Source organism: Altererythrobacter epoxidivorans (assembly GCF_001281485.1).
GTDB lineage: Bacteria > Pseudomonadota > Alphaproteobacteria > Sphingomonadales > Sphingomonadaceae > Erythrobacter > Erythrobacter epoxidivorans.
Map to the genome: position 1 here is coordinate 2474904 of NZ_CP012669.1, position 14180 is coordinate 2489083.

The following is a 14180-nucleotide window of genomic DNA, read 5'->3' on the forward strand; positions in this document are numbered from 1 at the left end:
CGGTTACTCGTCCTCGCCGAATTCGGGCAGCTTGATCTCGCGAAGGTTCCGCGGCGCGAGCATTTCGCTCAGGAACGGGCTGGCGTCGTCAGACAGGCGAGCCGGCGTCCTGCCCACGAACAGGCGGATTTCGCGAATTAAATGCGATTGGTCGTAAAAGGCCTCGGCCAGCTCCGCCTCAACCTCGTCGCTCATCATGGGGAGCGAGAGGAGCATCGCCGCTCGCAAGGCGCGGTACTTGCGGGCAAGCGCCCGCGGCGGCAGGCCGAAGAAGCGCTCGACCAGACGCTGGACCTGCCGCGCAGAATAATTGGCGTCCTGCATCAGCTCCCCGACATCGGGATTGAGCGAAGAACTGACCCAGGCCACGGTCTTCTTGATCAGTTCCGCGTGGCGCGCGGGGACGGGTTTGACCGAAGCCGCGATGTAATCGCACAAGGCATGCGCGAGGTCTGGGCCGCTTGCCTTGCCGTCGCGATAGTCACGGCACAGCTCGCTTCCCATCTGTTCGATCTCCGGCCCCAGCCAGTCGGAAGCGCGATAGAGATGGTTGCAATGTTCGGAAGCATCCAACCCGGTCAGCGCGACCCAGCCGAGCGGCGAGAATACCGCCCCGATCGAATGGAACGGCCCGTCGACCTCGAAAGGAGCTGCAACCGTGAACGGGGTCAGCAAATTCGTTTCGTGGCTCGGATCGGCGTGCCCGTTGGCGAACTGCATTTCCCCGACACCGCGCGGGAACAGCGTCAGGTGACCGATGGCCGCAGGCTGTATGTCGCGGATATGCGGCTCGTCACAACGGAAATGGTACAGCGTCGTGATGTAATCGCTGAGTGCTGTCGGCGGGGCGATATAGTCGATTTCGAACAGCGCAGGCGGAGTAAGGGCAATCGGCTTGCCCTCCTCCAGTTCGCCCCCCGCGTGCATGTTCGAACTCGTGCTATCCACCCATAGCCCTCGATCAGTTATCTTTGTTTCATGACTTTTGGCCTTGGATCCACGCATCGATGTTCTCTTCGAGAATATCGAGCGGGACAGGCCCTGACGTCAGAACTGCCTCGTGGAATTCGCGGATGTCGAACTCCCCGCCCAACTCAACCTTTGCGCGCTCGCGAAGTTCCATGATCTTCAGTTTGCCGATCATATAGGCCGTCGCCTGACCCGGGAAAACGATGTAGCGCTCGATCGCCTTGCGCACGTCGCCCTCGGGGTTCGGTGTATTGGTCATCAGGTAGGCGATAGCCTGTTCGCGGCTCCATTTCTTGTGGTGGATGCCGGTGTCGACGACGAGGCGGCATGCGCGCCAGAGCTCCATCCCGAGCCGGCCGAAGTCGGAATAGGGATCGGTGTAGAAGCCCATGTCCTTGCCCAGTTCTTCCGAATAGAGGCCCCAACCTTCGGAATAGGCAGTCACGCCGCCGAACCGGCGGAAAGGCGGAACATCGCCCAGCTGCGTCTGGATCGAAAGCTGCAGGTGATGGCCCGGCAGGCCCTCATGATAGGCAAGCGCCTCGAGCTCGTTCTTGCTCATGTCTTCGAGGCGATAGAGATTGACGTAATAGGTGCCGGGGCGCGAACCGTCGGGCGCAGGACGCTGATAGAACGCCTTGCCAGCGCTCTTCTCGCGGAACGCCTCGACCGGTTTTACCGTCAGAGGATCGGTTGGCAGCGTTAAGAAATATTCGGGCAGCTTCGCTTCCATCGCCGCCAGCTTCTCCGACACATCGGCAAGATATGCCTCGCGGGTGTCGTAATAGAAGCGTTTGTCGGTGCGCGTGTATTCGAAGAATTCCTGCAGCGTCCCATTGAAGCTGACCTGCTTCATGATCGCTCGCATCTCGTTGTGGATGCGTTCGACCTCGCGCAGGCCGATTGCGTGGATCTCGTCGGCGGTAAGGTCGGTTGTCGTATAGTTGGCGAGCAGCGCCTTGTAGTATGCAGCCCCCTCGGGGAAGCGCCAGATGCCGTCATCGGTCGGCGCAATCGCCTGCTGGCGTTTCATTTCGGCGAGCAGGCGCTGGTAGGCAGGCTTCGCCGATTCCAGCCAGGCATTGGTCGCCGCGACCTCGAGCGGTGCCGTCTGTGCGCCGAGGTCTGCGCCCGAAATCTTTTCGCGGAAATCTTCAAGCACGGCATTCTGCGTATCGGCTGCCAGCAGGTTCTCTATGTCCGAGACGACATAGGCATAGACCCAGCGCGGCGGCATCACGCCTGCTTCCGCGCGTTCGCGCGACTGGCGCGTCAGATCGTCGATCGCCGGGCCGAGGCCAGCGATCCGCTTAACATAGTTGGCGGCATCTTCGGCGCTATCGACCCGGTGGATGTTGATGAGGAAAGCGGGATAGCCGCTCTGCGCACCGTTCATCTGGTCGAAGATGTATCCGTAATTGTGAAACGGCCACAGCGCCGCTTCACGTTTTGCCATTGCTTCGAACAGTCGGACCGAGAGTTCGTCTGCCCGGGAAAGCTCTGCCTCGCCGTACTGTTCGCGCACCGCGGCGTAGGTCGACTGGAGCAGTTCGTGACCACGACGTTCGTGTTCGTAGGAGGTGTCGCTCCAGGAGCCATAGTCGGCATCGCGGATCCCGCGATAGGCTTTGCCTTCAGGCGACAGGTCCAGCTGCGCCTTGTCATAGAGTTCGAACAAGGCGGCAAGATCGGCATTGGCTTCAGCCGTCTGCGCCTCGGTCGCAGAGGCACTTTTCATTTCCTCTGCCACAGGCGTGCAACCGGTGGCGGCGAGCGCAAGTGCGCTGGCGAACTTTACGAATTTTGCTTTCATGCGACCCTTTGTGATCGGTATTGTTTCTGTGTCGTGACTAATTTTTGCCTGAAGTTGCGAGACAAAGCCATAGACAGAGAAAAAAAGGGCGGCCTCAACAAAGAGGCCGCCCTTGTGAAGTTGAGGAACTCTTCGCATCGCTGCTCCGAGCCCTTCGGGTCGCAGAAGTGTTATACCCAAGCGCAATGACCGGTTATTGTATGCAAGCGACAAGATGGATGTGGGCACGTTTTTTGGGCGCGAGAATCATTTTATGTCCGATTTCTACGGGCTTAGCGCCATGCTCGACAGCCGTTCCCGGCGTTGGCATAGGCCTCGCCCATGATCTTTAACGTTATCAAACCAGCGCTGTTCGCACTCGAGTCGGAAACCGGCCACCGACTCGCGATCCAGGGCCTCAAGGCGATTCGCCACTTGCCGCCAGCAAAGCCCGGACCGCTCGCCACAACAGTGGCAGGTATCAAATTCGCCAACCCGGTCGGCGTGGCGGCAGGCTTCGACAAGAATGCCGAGGTGCCCGACGCCTTGCTCGGTCTCGGGTTCGGAAGCGTGGAGGTCGGCTCCATCACCCCCCGCCCCCAGCCGGGCAATCCGCGTCCGCGCCTGTTCAGGCTGGTCGAGGATCGGGCGGTCATCAACCGGATGGGCTTCAACAATGACGGGATCGATTCCGCGTTGAAACGGCTCGAGCGGCGCAAGCGGCGAGGCATCGTCGGCGTCAATGTGGGCGCGAACAAGGATTCGGCGGACAGGGTCGCGGATTACGTTGCCGGGATCGCGGCTTTTCGCGGCGTTGCCGATTACCTCACGGTCAACATCAGTTCGCCCAACACGCCGGGGCTGCGCAACCTGCAGGCCAAGGGCGAACTCGAGCTTCTGCTCGAAGCAGTCGGCGCGGCGCAGCAGGCTGGCGATCCGCCGGTTTTCCTCAAGGTCGCACCCGATCTGGAGAGCGGCGACCACGAACGCATCGTGAAATCGGCCATCGACAACGGTATCGCCGCGCTCATCGTCTCCAACACGACCATCAGCCGGCCCGAACTTAAATCGCGCCATGCAGGCGAGACCGGCGGGCTTTCGGGTGCACCGCTCAAATCGCTTGCGCTGGAGCAGTTGCGCCGGTTCCGCGAGGTCAGTGCAGGGGAACTGCCGCTGATCGGGGTCGGCGGCATCGCGACAGCCGATGATGCATGGGAACGCATCTGTGCCGGCGCGAGCCTGATCCAGCTGTACAGTGCGATGGTATACGAGGGGCCCGGGCTAGGCGCGCAGATCGTGCGAGGGCTCGAAAAGTTGATGAAGCGCGACGGTTTCACCAGCATTGCGGAGGCCGTCGGAAGCGAATAGCCTCGACCGCATGAAATCGATCATCGCATCGCGACTCGTCGCAGCCTCGCTTTTCGTCGGCGTAACACTCACCGGTTGCACCACCTACCCGGCAGGCGACACGGCTGTCGCCGAACCCGTTTCGGCAAGCGCTGTCCCGCAGCAAGGCGCGGTTACCGCAGCCGATCTGCGGGCAGAGGCTGCCGGGCAAGCAATGCTCGATGCAGGCGGCAGTTCGACCGATGCAGCCATCGCGGTGATGCTGGCGCTGACAGTGGTCGAACCGCAAAGTTCGGGCATCGGCGGCGGCGGCTTCCTGGTTCGCGGGACTGCCGACGGCGACGTGACGACCTTCGACGGCCGCGAGACTGCACCGGCTGGCGCTACGCCCGACTGGTTCCTCAATGCCGACGGTTCGCTGCCGAGCTTCGATGAATCGGTGCGCAGCGGCCTCAGCGTCGGCGTCCCGGGCAATCTTCACCTCGCGCTGATCGCGCACAACAAGCATGGCAAGCTGCCCTGGGCCAAACTGTTCGAACCTGCCATCGCGCTGGCCCGCGACGGTTTCGAGATCAATCCGCGCCTGTTCCACTACTTGCAGACCGAACCCGAGCTTGCCGCAGCCACCCCTGCAGGGCGGGCCCTGTTCTACGATGCATCCGGAACCGCGCTGCCGGTCGGGACCAAGGTCAAAAACCCCGAACTCGCGCGCACTCTGGAAACGATCGCGACGCAGGGCGTGAAGGCATTCTATGGCGGCGAACTGGCGCGCGATCTCGTAACGACCGTTGCCGCTGCAACCCCGCGCGATGGCGCAATGACGCTGGCGGACATCGAATCCTACCAGGCGAAACAGCGCGACGCGGTGTGCGGATCCTATCGCAGCTACAGGATCTGCAGCATGGGCCCGCCCACATCGGGCGGTGTCGCAATCCTGCAGATCCTGGGCCAGCTCGAACGGTTCGACCTGTCGGCACTGGGCAAGGACAATCCTGTTACCTGGCACCTGTTCCTCGAATCGCAGCGCCTCGCCTATGCCGACCGCGAGCTGTATCTTGCCGATCCCGACTTCGTTCAGATCCCGGTCACCGGCCTCCTCGATGCAAATTACCTCGCCAAGCGTAGCGCGCTGATTTCACCAACCGGTTCGATGGCAAAGGCGCTGGCAGGATCGCCCCCGGGCGCCTCGAACGTGCTCGCCGATGGCAACGAACCGCCTGAAAACGGCACCTCGCATTTCGCCGTGGTCGATGCCGATGGCACCATGGTCAGCTATACCTCGACGATCGAAAGCGTCTTCGGCTCGGGCCTGATCAGCCACGGCTATTATCTCAATAACGAGCTGACCGATTTCAGCCGCTCGCCGCTCGTCGACGGGCGTTTCGTCGCCAATCGTGTCGAAGGCGGGAAACGCCCGCGCAGCTCCATGTCGCCGACCGTCATCTGGGACCCTCAGGGCAGGCCCTTCATGATGGTGGGCGCAGCTGGCGGCTCGACCATTCCCATCACCACAGTGCGCGCGATCATCGGCGCGATCGATTTCGATCTCGACGCGAACGACGCCCTGGACCTGCCGTTCACGATGGCGTTCGGCGACACGATCATGCTCGAAAAGGGTACATGGCTCGAAACCGCTGCACCGGCGTTCAAGGCGCTGGGGCATGGCCAGATTACGATCCGCGATGCCCCGATCAAAGGGAATGCGATTACCCGTGGGCCCGGCGGATGGATCGCGGCACGCGACCCCCGCATCGAGCGCAGCCTCGCCGTACCCTGAGCCCGAGACACTGGAATTGCCCTCCCTTGCCGTAACGGCACAGGGAGCCTAATCGCTCGAATACCGTTCTTGAAAAATATAATAGAACCCGCAGAGGAAGCCGAATTGCTGCACGATATCGATTCCGCCAATAACCTGGTCGAGTTGTTCCTGAAACGCGCCGACGAGCGGAGCGATAAGCCGTTCCTGGGCCGGAAGGATGGCGGTCAATGGACGACCCAGACATGGGGCGAAGTCGTCGACCAGGTCTGCCTGCTATCGGAAGGGCTGCGCAAGCTGGGGCTGGAGCCGGGCGACCGCGTTGCCCTCGTTTCCGAAAATCGCCCGGAATGGTGCATCGCCGATCTGGCGATCATGGCGGCCGGATGCATCACCGTCCCGACCTACATCACCAATACCGAGCGCGATCACGTCCATATCCTCGACAATTCGGGCGCGCGTGCCGTGATCGTGTCCAACGAGAAGCTGCTACAGCCACTCCACGGCGCATTGCAGGCGAGCGGTATCGCCGAACATGTGATCGGTATCGAGGACCTGCACCGCCACCAGTCGAGCGGCTTCACCTTCCATAACTGGGCCGAGATGACCGCCGGTGACGCAGCCGAGGCGCGCAAAGCGGTCGAATCCCGCATCGCCGGTATCGGGCGCGATACGACTGCCTGCATCATTTATACGAGCGGCACGGGCGGCGCACCGCGCGGCGTGTTGCAGCATCACGGATCGATCCTCTGCAATGCGGCAGGTGCCGCAGAAATCCTGATTGAGGATTTCGGCATCGACGACGACGAGCGTTTCCTCTCGTTCCTGCCGCTCAGCCACGCATACGAGCATACCGGCGGGCAGTACCTGCCGATCAGCGTCGGCGCGCAGATCTATTATGCCGAGGGCCTGGAAAAGCTCGCCAGCAATATCGAGGAAACCCGGCCAACGATCATGGTCGTCGTACCGCGCCTGTTCGAAGTGCTGCGCAGCCGCATCATGAAACAGGTCGAAAAGCAGGGTAAGCTCGCCAACTACCTGATGGACAAGGCACTTTCGATCAGCGAGCACCAGGTCGAGGGCAAGAAACGCCTGCGCGACAAGCCGATGAACGCGATCATCGAAAAGACGCTGCGGCCGAAAATCCGCGCCCGTTTCGGAGGCCGGATGAAGGCGATGGTTTCGGGCGGCGCACCGCTCAACCCCGATGTCGGCACATTCTTCGAGGCGATGGGCCTCACCATGTTGCAGGGCTATGGCCAGACCGAAGCCGGCCCCGTCATCAGCTGTAACCGCCCTGCTGCGGGCCTGAAGATGGACACCGTCGGCCCGCCGATGCGCGGCGTCGAACTGAAGATCGCCGACGACGGGGAAATCCTCGTCCGCGGCGAACTGGTGATGCACGGTTACTGGCGCAACAAGGCCGAAACCGAACGCACGATCCAGGACGGGTGGCTGCACACGGGCGACATCGGCCATCTCGACGAGAAGGGCCGGATCGTCATCACCGACCGCAAGAAGGACATGATCGTCAACGACAAGGGTGACAATGTCGCTCCGCAGAAGATCGAAGGCATGCTGACGCTGCAACCGGAAATCGCGCAGGCGATGGTGAGCGGCGACAAGCGGCCCTATGTCGTGGGACTGATCGTGCCCGATGCAGAATGGGCCGTGGAATGGTCGAAGGCCAATGGCGAGAAATTCGACATGGTCGCGCTGCAGGACCTGCCTGCTTTCAAGAGCGCCGTGCGCGCCGCAATCGATCGCGTCAACAAGGACCTGTCGGTTATCGAAAAGGTGCGCCAGTTCACCTTTGCCGACGAGGCCTTCACCATCGAGAACGAGGAAATGACGCCGAGCATGAAAATCCGGCGTCACAAGATCCGTGACCGTTACCAGGAACGGCTCGACGGGCTTTATCGCGGCTGATTGTGCCTAGATCCCGCGAATGAAAAGGCGGGATTGCAAGTCCGAGTGCGTGCGAATTGCCGAAAGAAAGCGTTGCCGGATGGCCCTGATCATGCCGCTTCGGCATCGATGAATTCGGGATAGAAGCTCGGCGCACGATCGGACCAGCCGGGCGCGGTGGCCGCAGCTTCCGAAAGGCTCTGAAGCAGTGTCTTGCGCCGTTCCGGACGGATTTGCGGCAGGGCGGCGGCGGCGCAGAACGCGCTGGGCAGCCACGGGCGCACATCGGCACCGAGAAGGCGTTCATAGAGAAAGCGGAAGGCCGAAAAGCTCTCGATCCGTTCCTGAGCGAGGTCGAACGCGGCGACGCGCGTCAGCTTGCCGATGAAGCTTTCGATTTCACCGAAACCGCTACCGCCCGGAATCATCGAGCGCAGTGTCTTGAGTTCCTGATAGGCGACGTATTGGCTGCGGATCGCGGCGCTTTCGCCCTCGTCCCGCGCCCACAGCTTGAAAGCGTCCTGGCGACCGAGCCCGATGTCGAGGCTGCGCCGGATGTAGCGCTGCTCGCATGCTTCGAAGCTGGCGAACTCGCGCATTTCACTAATCGTCATCGATGCACTGTTGGTAACGGCCATCGTCTTGCCCCCTGTTGTGAGGGCAGTTTCGCCAAGTTTGGTTAACGACCGGTAACCATGATCCCGATTTTCCGCAGCGAATGGCTGCAGGCCCAATGGATCAGATCAGGCCGGCAAGCGGGCTGGAAGGATCGGCATATTTGCGGCGGCCCATGCGGCCGGCGAGATAGGCCTCGCGCCCGGCCTCGACCGCCAGCTTCATTGCGCGGGCCATGCGGATGGGATCTTTCGCTTCGGCAATGGCGGTATTCATCAGGATGCCGTCGCAGCCCAGTTCCATGCCGACCGCGGCATCGCTCGCCGTGCCGACACCGGCATCGACAAGTACCGGCACATTGGCACCTTCGACGATCAGCCGGATCGTGACCTGATTCTGGATGCCCAGCCCCGAGCCGATCGGGGCGCCGAGCGGCATGACCGCGACCGCACCAGCTTCTTCCAGCTGCTTCGCCGCGATCGGATCGTCGACGCAATAGACCATGGGCAGGAAGCCTTCCTTGGCCAGGGTCTCCGTCGCCTTCAGCGTCTCGCGCATATCGGGATAGAGCGTTCGCGCCTCGCCCAGTACCTCGAGCTTCACGAGGTCCCAGCCGCCCGCCTCGCGCGCGAGGCGCAGCGTGCGGATCGCGTCGTCGGCGGTGAAACAGCCTGCGGTGTTCGGCAGGTAGGTGATCTTCTTGGGGTCGATGTAGTCGGTCAGCATCGGCGCCTTGGGGTCGCTGACGTTGACGCGGCGGACCGCCACCGTGACGATTTCGGCGCCCGATGCCTCGACCGCAGCGGCGTTCTGCTCGAAATCCTTGTACTTGCCCGTGCCGACGATCAGCCGCGAAGTGAACGTGCGACCGGCGACAGTCCAGCTGTCGGCATTCGCGGAACCGCCGCCTACGAAATGGACGATTTCCAGGGTGTCGCCATCGCAGAGCGCGATCTCGGCCAGCTGCGAGCGGGGTGCGATCTCACCGTTGCGCTCGACAGCGACCTTTTCAGGTACGAGATCGAGTTCGCGAACCAGCTCGGCAATGGTGGATGCTGTGCTGCGGCGGGTCTCGCCGTTAACCGTGATCTGTTTGTGAGCGCTCATGGCGCCGCACATAATGGTCAATGCGAATGACGCAAGTTGAGGATGTGCCCGGTCGAAACCAGAGCAACGCCGATAATGGTCAGGACCGCTTCTTCCAGGCCATGCGGAACGGCCAGCGCGCCGCCCATGAATGTCAGCCCCATCATCGCGGTAACGAACGGCGCCGCCTTGCGGTGACGCAGTGCGCCCCAGCCGATAGCAACCGCCGCGATGACCAGCGCCATGACGAGGCCATAGCGATGAATCTCAGGCGCAAGGAGCAGCTGGCCACCCATGCCGAGCGCGGAAACGAGGATGATGGTCGCAAGGCAATGCAGCAGGCACAGGCTGGAAAGCCAGATGCCGGCGCGGTCGAGCACACGGCGAATCGAGTAAGATGCGCGTTCCATTACACGGGCGATGTATGTTACGGTGTAACATCTTGCAAGGGGTGCGGCTGCAATCCGTCGCAATTTGGCTTGCCAGCGCCGCACGTGCTTTGCCATGAGCGCCGTCGATGAACGCAAAATCTCCCGCACCGCAGATTTCTCTGGCTCGACCTGTTGCAATCGCCAACTGGCTGTTCGTCGTCGCCACCATGGTCGTGATCATCGTGATGGTCGGCGGGATTACGCGCCTGACGGAAAGCGGATTGTCGATCACACAATGGAATCCGGTCACCGGCGTGCTGCCGCCACTATCGGAGCAGGCGTGGCAGGCCGAATACAACCTTTATCGCCAGACGCCCGAGTTCATTTACGAGGCAGGTCCGGCGGGCATGACGCTGTCTGATTTCAAATTCATCTTCTTTTGGGAATGGTTCCACCGCCTGATCGGCCGGTTGATCGGGATCGCTTTCGCGCTTCCGCTCGCGTGGTTCTGGATCCGCGGCTCGATCCCCAAGGGTTACAAGCTGCGCCTGCTGGCCTTGCTGGCGCTCGGCGGATTGCAGGGCACGTTCGGCTGGCTGATGGTCCGTTCGGGCCTGTCGGGCACGATGACCGACGTGAGCCACTTCTGGCTGTCGATACACCTTCTTACCGCGCTATTCACGCTCGGCGGTCTGGTCTGGACCGCGCTTGACCTGCGCGCACTTGCCCGGAACGCTGCAGCTAGGCCTTCGCGACTGACCGGCGTAGCAATCCTGGCGGCAATGGTTCTTTTCCTCCAGCTCCTGCTCGGGGCATGGGTGGCTGGGCTCAATGCCGGACACGCTTCTTCCGACTGGCCCTTGATGCAGGGCCGCTTCATTCCCGAATACGATACGACGAAGGGTCTTTTCTGGGCCGTGACCCATGACCCCTTCCTGCTGCATTTCCTCCATCGCTGGTGGGCCTGGGTCGCAGTCGCCGCGCTCGTCTGGCTCGCAAGGTGCGTGCGCAAGACAGACCGGCGCGCATCGAAAGCCGTACACAGCGCCTTCGGCACGCAGATCATCCTAGGCATCGCAACCGTCATGACCGGCGTCGAGCTGTGGCTGGCTGTTGCCCACCAGCTGGTCGGCGCGCTGCTGGTCATAGCGACCGCATGGGCGATGCATTCGGCAGGTCGGCGGGACGGGACGGCGCTTTGAGCGCGCTCATCTATGCTCCCTTCCCCGATCGCGGCACGGCGCGCGCAATCGCGTCCAAACTGCTCGATGAACGGCTGATCGCCTGCGCCAATATCCTCGCCCCCGTGGAATCGCTGTTCGTGTGGGAGGGTCAGCGCGACAGTGCCGAGGAAATCGGCGTCCTGTTCAAGACCGATGAAAAGCTGCTGGATCAAGCGGTTGAGCGCTTGGGTACGCTCCATCCTTATGATACGCCTGCGATATTGGGATGGCGCTGCGATGCTGCGCCGCGAGCCACTCGGGAATGGCTCGGCTCCCTCGGGTCGGAGGATTGAATGGCCGGATTTTGCGGGCGAAGCGTCGCCCCGTTGTTTGCTCTTGCGGCACTGATTGCCGCGCCAGGCACCCTGTCTGCCGAGGAAACCCTCGCGCTGCCAACAGGTGACATGGTGCTGACGCGGGTGCTGGAACGCTCGCTCGCCGACGGAAAGAGCATCATCGTCGAACGGCAATGGATCGTGAGGTTCGATCGCACGGAAACGGGGATCGCCATCCTCGGCAGGCAGCTGTCGGCGCGGGTCGATGCCCCTCCTTCTCTCAGGCAGTTTGCCGAACTGGAAGAGCGCCGGTCGACGAGCGCGATGTTCCCGATCCTGCTCGATGTGCAAGGCAGGATCGTAAGCGCAGGCCGCCCAGCCGATGGCAACTTGCGTCAGGCTGCCTATGCCACCGCAACAGACGCGCTCGCATCGACCTTCAAAGATACTGCAGGTCTCGCCGATGCACGTGAGGGGCTCGCACACCTGCAGAAGTCGAGCGAAAGCTGGCTGACCCAGTTGCCGCAGGACCTTTTCTATCCCGCCGCGCAAGGCAGCCACATGGCAAAAGACCTTGCATTGGACGGCGGGCTGAAAGGCAGCTTCACGCTGGATTACGATGCGAAGGCGTCTGCAGACGGAGCATGGCTGAGCAGCGCGGAGCGTCAGGTCACCACGGCGATCGGCGGGCAGCGCAAGGTCTCTCGGGAAATCTGGACCCTGAGCCGCGATTGATCCAGCCAAAAAAGATGCTTCGAGATCGTTTGCGGTATTATTTTACCTCTCTTGAAACCCGCAGTTTCGCTTGACTTGCAGGTCTTCTGGCGACAAATGGCCCTCGTTTTGGCACGCCGTTTCCGGACGGTGATGCGATTCGATGCCGCGGCCTGATGTCGCGGCGATTTAATTTAGGACTTTGGACCCATGAAGGCGCTCAGCAAGCAGACCCGGTCGATCAAACCGGCCGAGGTCGAAAAGAATTGGCACCTGATCGACGCAGACGGCCTCGTTGTCGGCCGTCTCGCCGCGATCATCGCCAACATCCTGCGCGGCAAGAACAAGCCGAGCTACACTCCGCATGTCGATTGCGGCGACCACGTCATCGTCATCAATGCCGACAAGGTGAAATTCACCGGCAAGAAGACGACCGACAAGAAGTATTACAAGCACACCGGTTATGCCGGCGGCATCAAGGAAACGACCCCGGCCAAGGTGCTGGAAGGCCGCTTCCCCGAGCGCGTGCTCGAAAAGGCTGTCGAACGCATGATTCCGCGCGGTCCGCTTGGCCGCCAGCAGATGAAGGCGCTTCACCTCTATGCCGGCACCGAGCATCCGCATGACGGCCAGAAGCCCGAAGTGCTCGACGTTGCTTCCATGAATCGCAAGAACAAGGTCACCGCATAATGGCTGACGAACAGAACAACGAAACCGTCTCGGATCTGGCCGATCTGAAGGACATCGCCGGCGACGCTCCTGAAGCCAATGCCGCTGTGATCGCAGAAAGCACTGCTCCGCTGCGCGAACAGGAACTCGACGCCCAGGGTCGCGCCTATGCCACCGGCCGCCGCAAGGATGCGACCGCTCGCGTCTGGCTGAAGCCCGGCACCGGCAAGGTTACCGTCAACGGCCGTGACCAGGAAGTTTACTTCGCACGTCCGACGCTGCGCCTGATCATCGACCAGCCCTTCACGATCACCGATCGCCAGGGTCAGTACGATGTCGTCGCAACCGTCAAGGGTGGCGGTCTTTCGGGCCAGGCAGGCGCCGTGAAGCACGGTATTTCGCAGGCTCTCTCGAAGTACGAGCCGGCCCTGCGTGCAACCGTCAAGGCTGCCGGCTTCCTGACCCGCGACAGCCGCGTGGTCGAGCGTAAGAAGTACGGCCGTGCCAAGGCACGTCGTAGCTTCCAGTTCTCGAAGCGCTGATTTTACAGACTTTTGTCGACACGAAGAGGGCGGTCCTGCGGGGCCGCCCTTTTTCTATGTAGCCGGCCCCAAGACCTGCACAGTGTTTTGCATAAACCGTGTTAATGCCTTTCGAACTCACGGCCTGAAAATAACGATGAAAAACAGCGGCATGGGTGATTAATTCGGCGCCTTAACAGCCGTTAGGGATTTCGCGTCCTAGTCTGGGCACTCCAGACAGAAGCGGAGTCACACATGTCACGCACCACCATGCTCAGGAAACAGCACGATTTCATTCTCGACCTTGCAGGCGAGATCGACAAGGTGCTGGATCAGCTCGTCACCGAAATCGACGTTGCAAGGCTGCAAAAGCTCCTCGCAAGGTTCGACAATATCCTGACCATCCACCTCCAGTCCGAAGATACGTTCCTTTATCCCGCCATGCAGGCTTCTTCGAACTAGGAAGCATCGGAGACTGCCACGCGGTTTCACGAGGAAATGGGCGGGCTGCTCGGCGTATATGCCAAGTTCTCCCTACGCTGGGCCTCGGCCAAGGCGATCTTCGAACAGCAACCCCTGTTCCGGCAGGAATGGAACGACCTTTGCGCGGCGCTGGGAAATCGCATCGAGAGAGAAAACGGCGAGCTTTACCCGCTGGCCGATGCGATGGGCCCGGACGCCGAAAGGAAGTCGGCCTGATCTTCAGGCCGCCCTTCCCGGACTGTCACTTCTGCATCAGCATGATGCCCCAGGAAAGACCGGTGCCGGCAAAGAAAAGCCGCCAGGACCAGTAAACCTCGTATCCGGGATATGGGCGCGCGAGATAGATCGACAGCTGGCCGCCGCCCGAATCCTGCGAACCGATAATGAGCGCGACCACTACGGTCAGCAACATGCCCAGTATGATAGACTTTACGAGTTCCATACATCCCGT

The 14180-nt window shown here is 61.6% G+C and carries 16 protein-coding genes; 10 read left to right on the forward strand and 6 right to left on the reverse strand.

The window, feature by feature from the left end; all coding sequences use genetic code 11:
- Positions 1-3: 3 nt before the first annotated feature.
- Positions 4-948 carry an AraC family transcriptional regulator gene (locus tag AMC99_RS12195; protein WP_198143528.1) on the reverse strand — a complete coding sequence of 315 codons (945 nt, stop codon included), beginning with the start codon at positions 946-948 and terminating at the stop codon, positions 4-6.
- 28 nt (positions 949-976) lie between these two features.
- Complete coding sequence (locus AMC99_RS12200; protein ID WP_061926917.1) at positions 977-2782, reverse strand: DUF885 domain-containing protein; 1806 nt, start codon at positions 2780-2782, stop codon at positions 977-979.
- A gap of 321 nt (positions 2783-3103) precedes the next feature.
- Here AMC99_RS12200 and AMC99_RS12205 point away from each other — a divergent pair, with 321 nt between their 5' ends.
- The 3 genes from AMC99_RS12205 (at position 3104) to AMC99_RS12215 (ending at position 7793) form a co-directional block, all read left to right on the forward strand.
- On the forward strand, positions 3104-4129 hold the full coding sequence (locus tag AMC99_RS12205; RefSeq protein ID WP_061926919.1) for a quinone-dependent dihydroorotate dehydrogenase: 1026 nt from the start codon (positions 3104-3106) through the stop codon (positions 4127-4129).
- A 10-nt stretch (positions 4130-4139) separates the two neighbouring features.
- Entirely contained in the window at positions 4140-5885 is a 1746-nt protein-coding gene (ggt, locus tag AMC99_RS12210; protein WP_061926921.1) for a gamma-glutamyltransferase, read from the forward strand.
- Between the two features lie 69 nt (positions 5886-5954).
- Positions 5955-7793: an AMP-dependent synthetase/ligase gene (locus AMC99_RS12215; RefSeq protein ID WP_420805550.1), complete on the forward strand. Its 1839-nt coding sequence runs from the start codon at positions 5955-5957 to the stop codon at positions 7791-7793.
- Between the two features lie 89 nt (positions 7794-7882).
- On the opposite strand, the gene AMC99_RS12220 is transcribed toward AMC99_RS12215, so the two are convergent.
- From AMC99_RS12220 to AMC99_RS12230, 3 genes are all read right to left on the reverse strand, one after another.
- Positions 7883-8410, reverse strand: a complete 528-nt coding sequence (locus AMC99_RS12220) for a hypothetical protein (RefSeq protein WP_061926922.1) — start codon at positions 8408-8410, stop codon at positions 7883-7885.
- Positions 8411-8510: 100 nt separating this feature from the next.
- The gene (gene thiS / locus AMC99_RS12225; RefSeq protein WP_061928018.1) at positions 8511-9494 is read right to left on the reverse strand and encodes a sulfur carrier protein ThiS; all 984 of its coding nucleotides are present in this window, start codon (positions 9492-9494) and stop codon (positions 8511-8513) included.
- Between the two features lie 17 nt (positions 9495-9511).
- Positions 9512-9883 carry a MerC domain-containing protein gene (locus AMC99_RS12230; protein WP_061926925.1) on the reverse strand — a complete coding sequence of 124 codons (372 nt, stop codon included), beginning with the start codon at positions 9881-9883 and terminating at the stop codon, positions 9512-9514.
- A gap of 107 nt (positions 9884-9990) precedes the next feature.
- Between AMC99_RS12230 and AMC99_RS12235 the strand changes: the two genes are divergently transcribed.
- The 7 genes from AMC99_RS12235 (at position 9991) to AMC99_RS12265 (ending at position 13945) form a co-directional block, all read left to right on the forward strand.
- Positions 9991-11046 (forward strand): COX15/CtaA family protein, encoded by a 1056-nt coding sequence (locus AMC99_RS12235; RefSeq protein WP_061926927.1) that lies wholly within the window; start codon positions 9991-9993, stop codon positions 11044-11046.
- Positions 11043-11360, forward strand: coding sequence for a divalent-cation tolerance protein CutA (gene cutA, locus AMC99_RS12240; RefSeq protein WP_232301417.1), 318 nt, complete (start codon positions 11043-11045; stop codon positions 11358-11360). The genes AMC99_RS12235 and cutA overlap by 4 nt, the downstream gene beginning before the upstream one ends.
- Positions 11361-11393: 33 nt before the next feature.
- The gene (locus AMC99_RS12245) at positions 11394-12077 is read left to right on the forward strand and encodes a hypothetical protein (RefSeq protein WP_157058328.1); all 684 of its coding nucleotides are present in this window, start codon (positions 11394-11396) and stop codon (positions 12075-12077) included.
- Positions 12078-12266: 189 nt separating this feature from the next.
- Complete coding sequence (gene rplM / locus AMC99_RS12250) at positions 12267-12746, forward strand: 50S ribosomal protein L13 (RefSeq protein WP_061926933.1); 480 nt, start codon at positions 12267-12269, stop codon at positions 12744-12746.
- Positions 12746-13267: a 30S ribosomal protein S9 gene (gene rpsI / locus AMC99_RS12255; protein WP_083440166.1), complete on the forward strand. Its 522-nt coding sequence runs from the start codon at positions 12746-12748 to the stop codon at positions 13265-13267. The genes rplM and rpsI overlap by 1 nt, the downstream gene beginning before the upstream one ends.
- Positions 13268-13501: 234 nt before the next feature.
- The gene (locus AMC99_RS12260; protein ID WP_061926935.1) at positions 13502-13708 is read left to right on the forward strand and encodes a hemerythrin domain-containing protein; all 207 of its coding nucleotides are present in this window, start codon (positions 13502-13504) and stop codon (positions 13706-13708) included.
- Positions 13709-13744: 36 nt separating this feature from the next.
- Positions 13745-13945 carry a hypothetical protein gene (locus AMC99_RS12265; protein WP_061926937.1) on the forward strand — a complete coding sequence of 67 codons (201 nt, stop codon included), beginning with the start codon at positions 13745-13747 and terminating at the stop codon, positions 13943-13945.
- A 25-nt stretch (positions 13946-13970) separates the two neighbouring features.
- Here the strand turns inward: AMC99_RS12265 and AMC99_RS12270 are convergent, their stop codons facing one another.
- Complete coding sequence (locus AMC99_RS12270; protein WP_061926939.1) at positions 13971-14171, reverse strand: hypothetical protein; 201 nt, start codon at positions 14169-14171, stop codon at positions 13971-13973.
- Positions 14172-14180 lie beyond the last annotated feature (9 nt).

Bases quoted from the DNA above. Each gene is read 5' to 3' on its own strand.
- AMC99_RS12200 (WP_061926917.1), bottom strand. From the start codon at position 2,782: ATGAAAGCAAAATTCGTAAAGTTCGCCAGCGCACTTGCGCTCGCCGCC.
- AMC99_RS12205 (WP_061926919.1), top strand. From the start codon at position 3,104: ATGATCTTTAACGTTATCAAACCAGCGCTGTTCGCACTCGAGTCGGAA.
- ggt (WP_061926921.1), top strand. From the start codon at position 4,140: ATGAAATCGATCATCGCATCGCGACTCGTCGCAGCCTCGCTTTTCGTC.
- AMC99_RS12220 (WP_061926922.1), bottom strand. From the start codon at position 8,410: ATGGCCGTTACCAACAGTGCATCGATGACGATTAGTGAAATGCGCGAG.
- thiS (WP_061928018.1), bottom strand. From the start codon at position 9,494: ATGAGCGCTCACAAACAGATCACGGTTAACGGCGAGACCCGCCGCAGC.
- AMC99_RS12230 (WP_061926925.1), bottom strand. From the start codon at position 9,883: ATGGAACGCGCATCTTACTCGATTCGCCGTGTGCTCGACCGCGCCGGC.
- AMC99_RS12235 (WP_061926927.1), top strand. From the start codon at position 9,991: ATGAACGCAAAATCTCCCGCACCGCAGATTTCTCTGGCTCGACCTGTT.
- rplM (WP_061926933.1), top strand. From the start codon at position 12,267: ATGAAGGCGCTCAGCAAGCAGACCCGGTCGATCAAACCGGCCGAGGTC.
- rpsI (WP_083440166.1), top strand. From the start codon at position 12,746: ATGGCTGACGAACAGAACAACGAAACCGTCTCGGATCTGGCCGATCTG.
- AMC99_RS12260 (WP_061926935.1), top strand. From the start codon at position 13,502: ATGTCACGCACCACCATGCTCAGGAAACAGCACGATTTCATTCTCGAC.
- AMC99_RS12265 (WP_061926937.1), top strand. From the start codon at position 13,745: ATGGGCGGGCTGCTCGGCGTATATGCCAAGTTCTCCCTACGCTGGGCC.
- AMC99_RS12270 (WP_061926939.1), bottom strand. From the start codon at position 14,171: ATGGAACTCGTAAAGTCTATCATACTGGGCATGTTGCTGACCGTAGTG.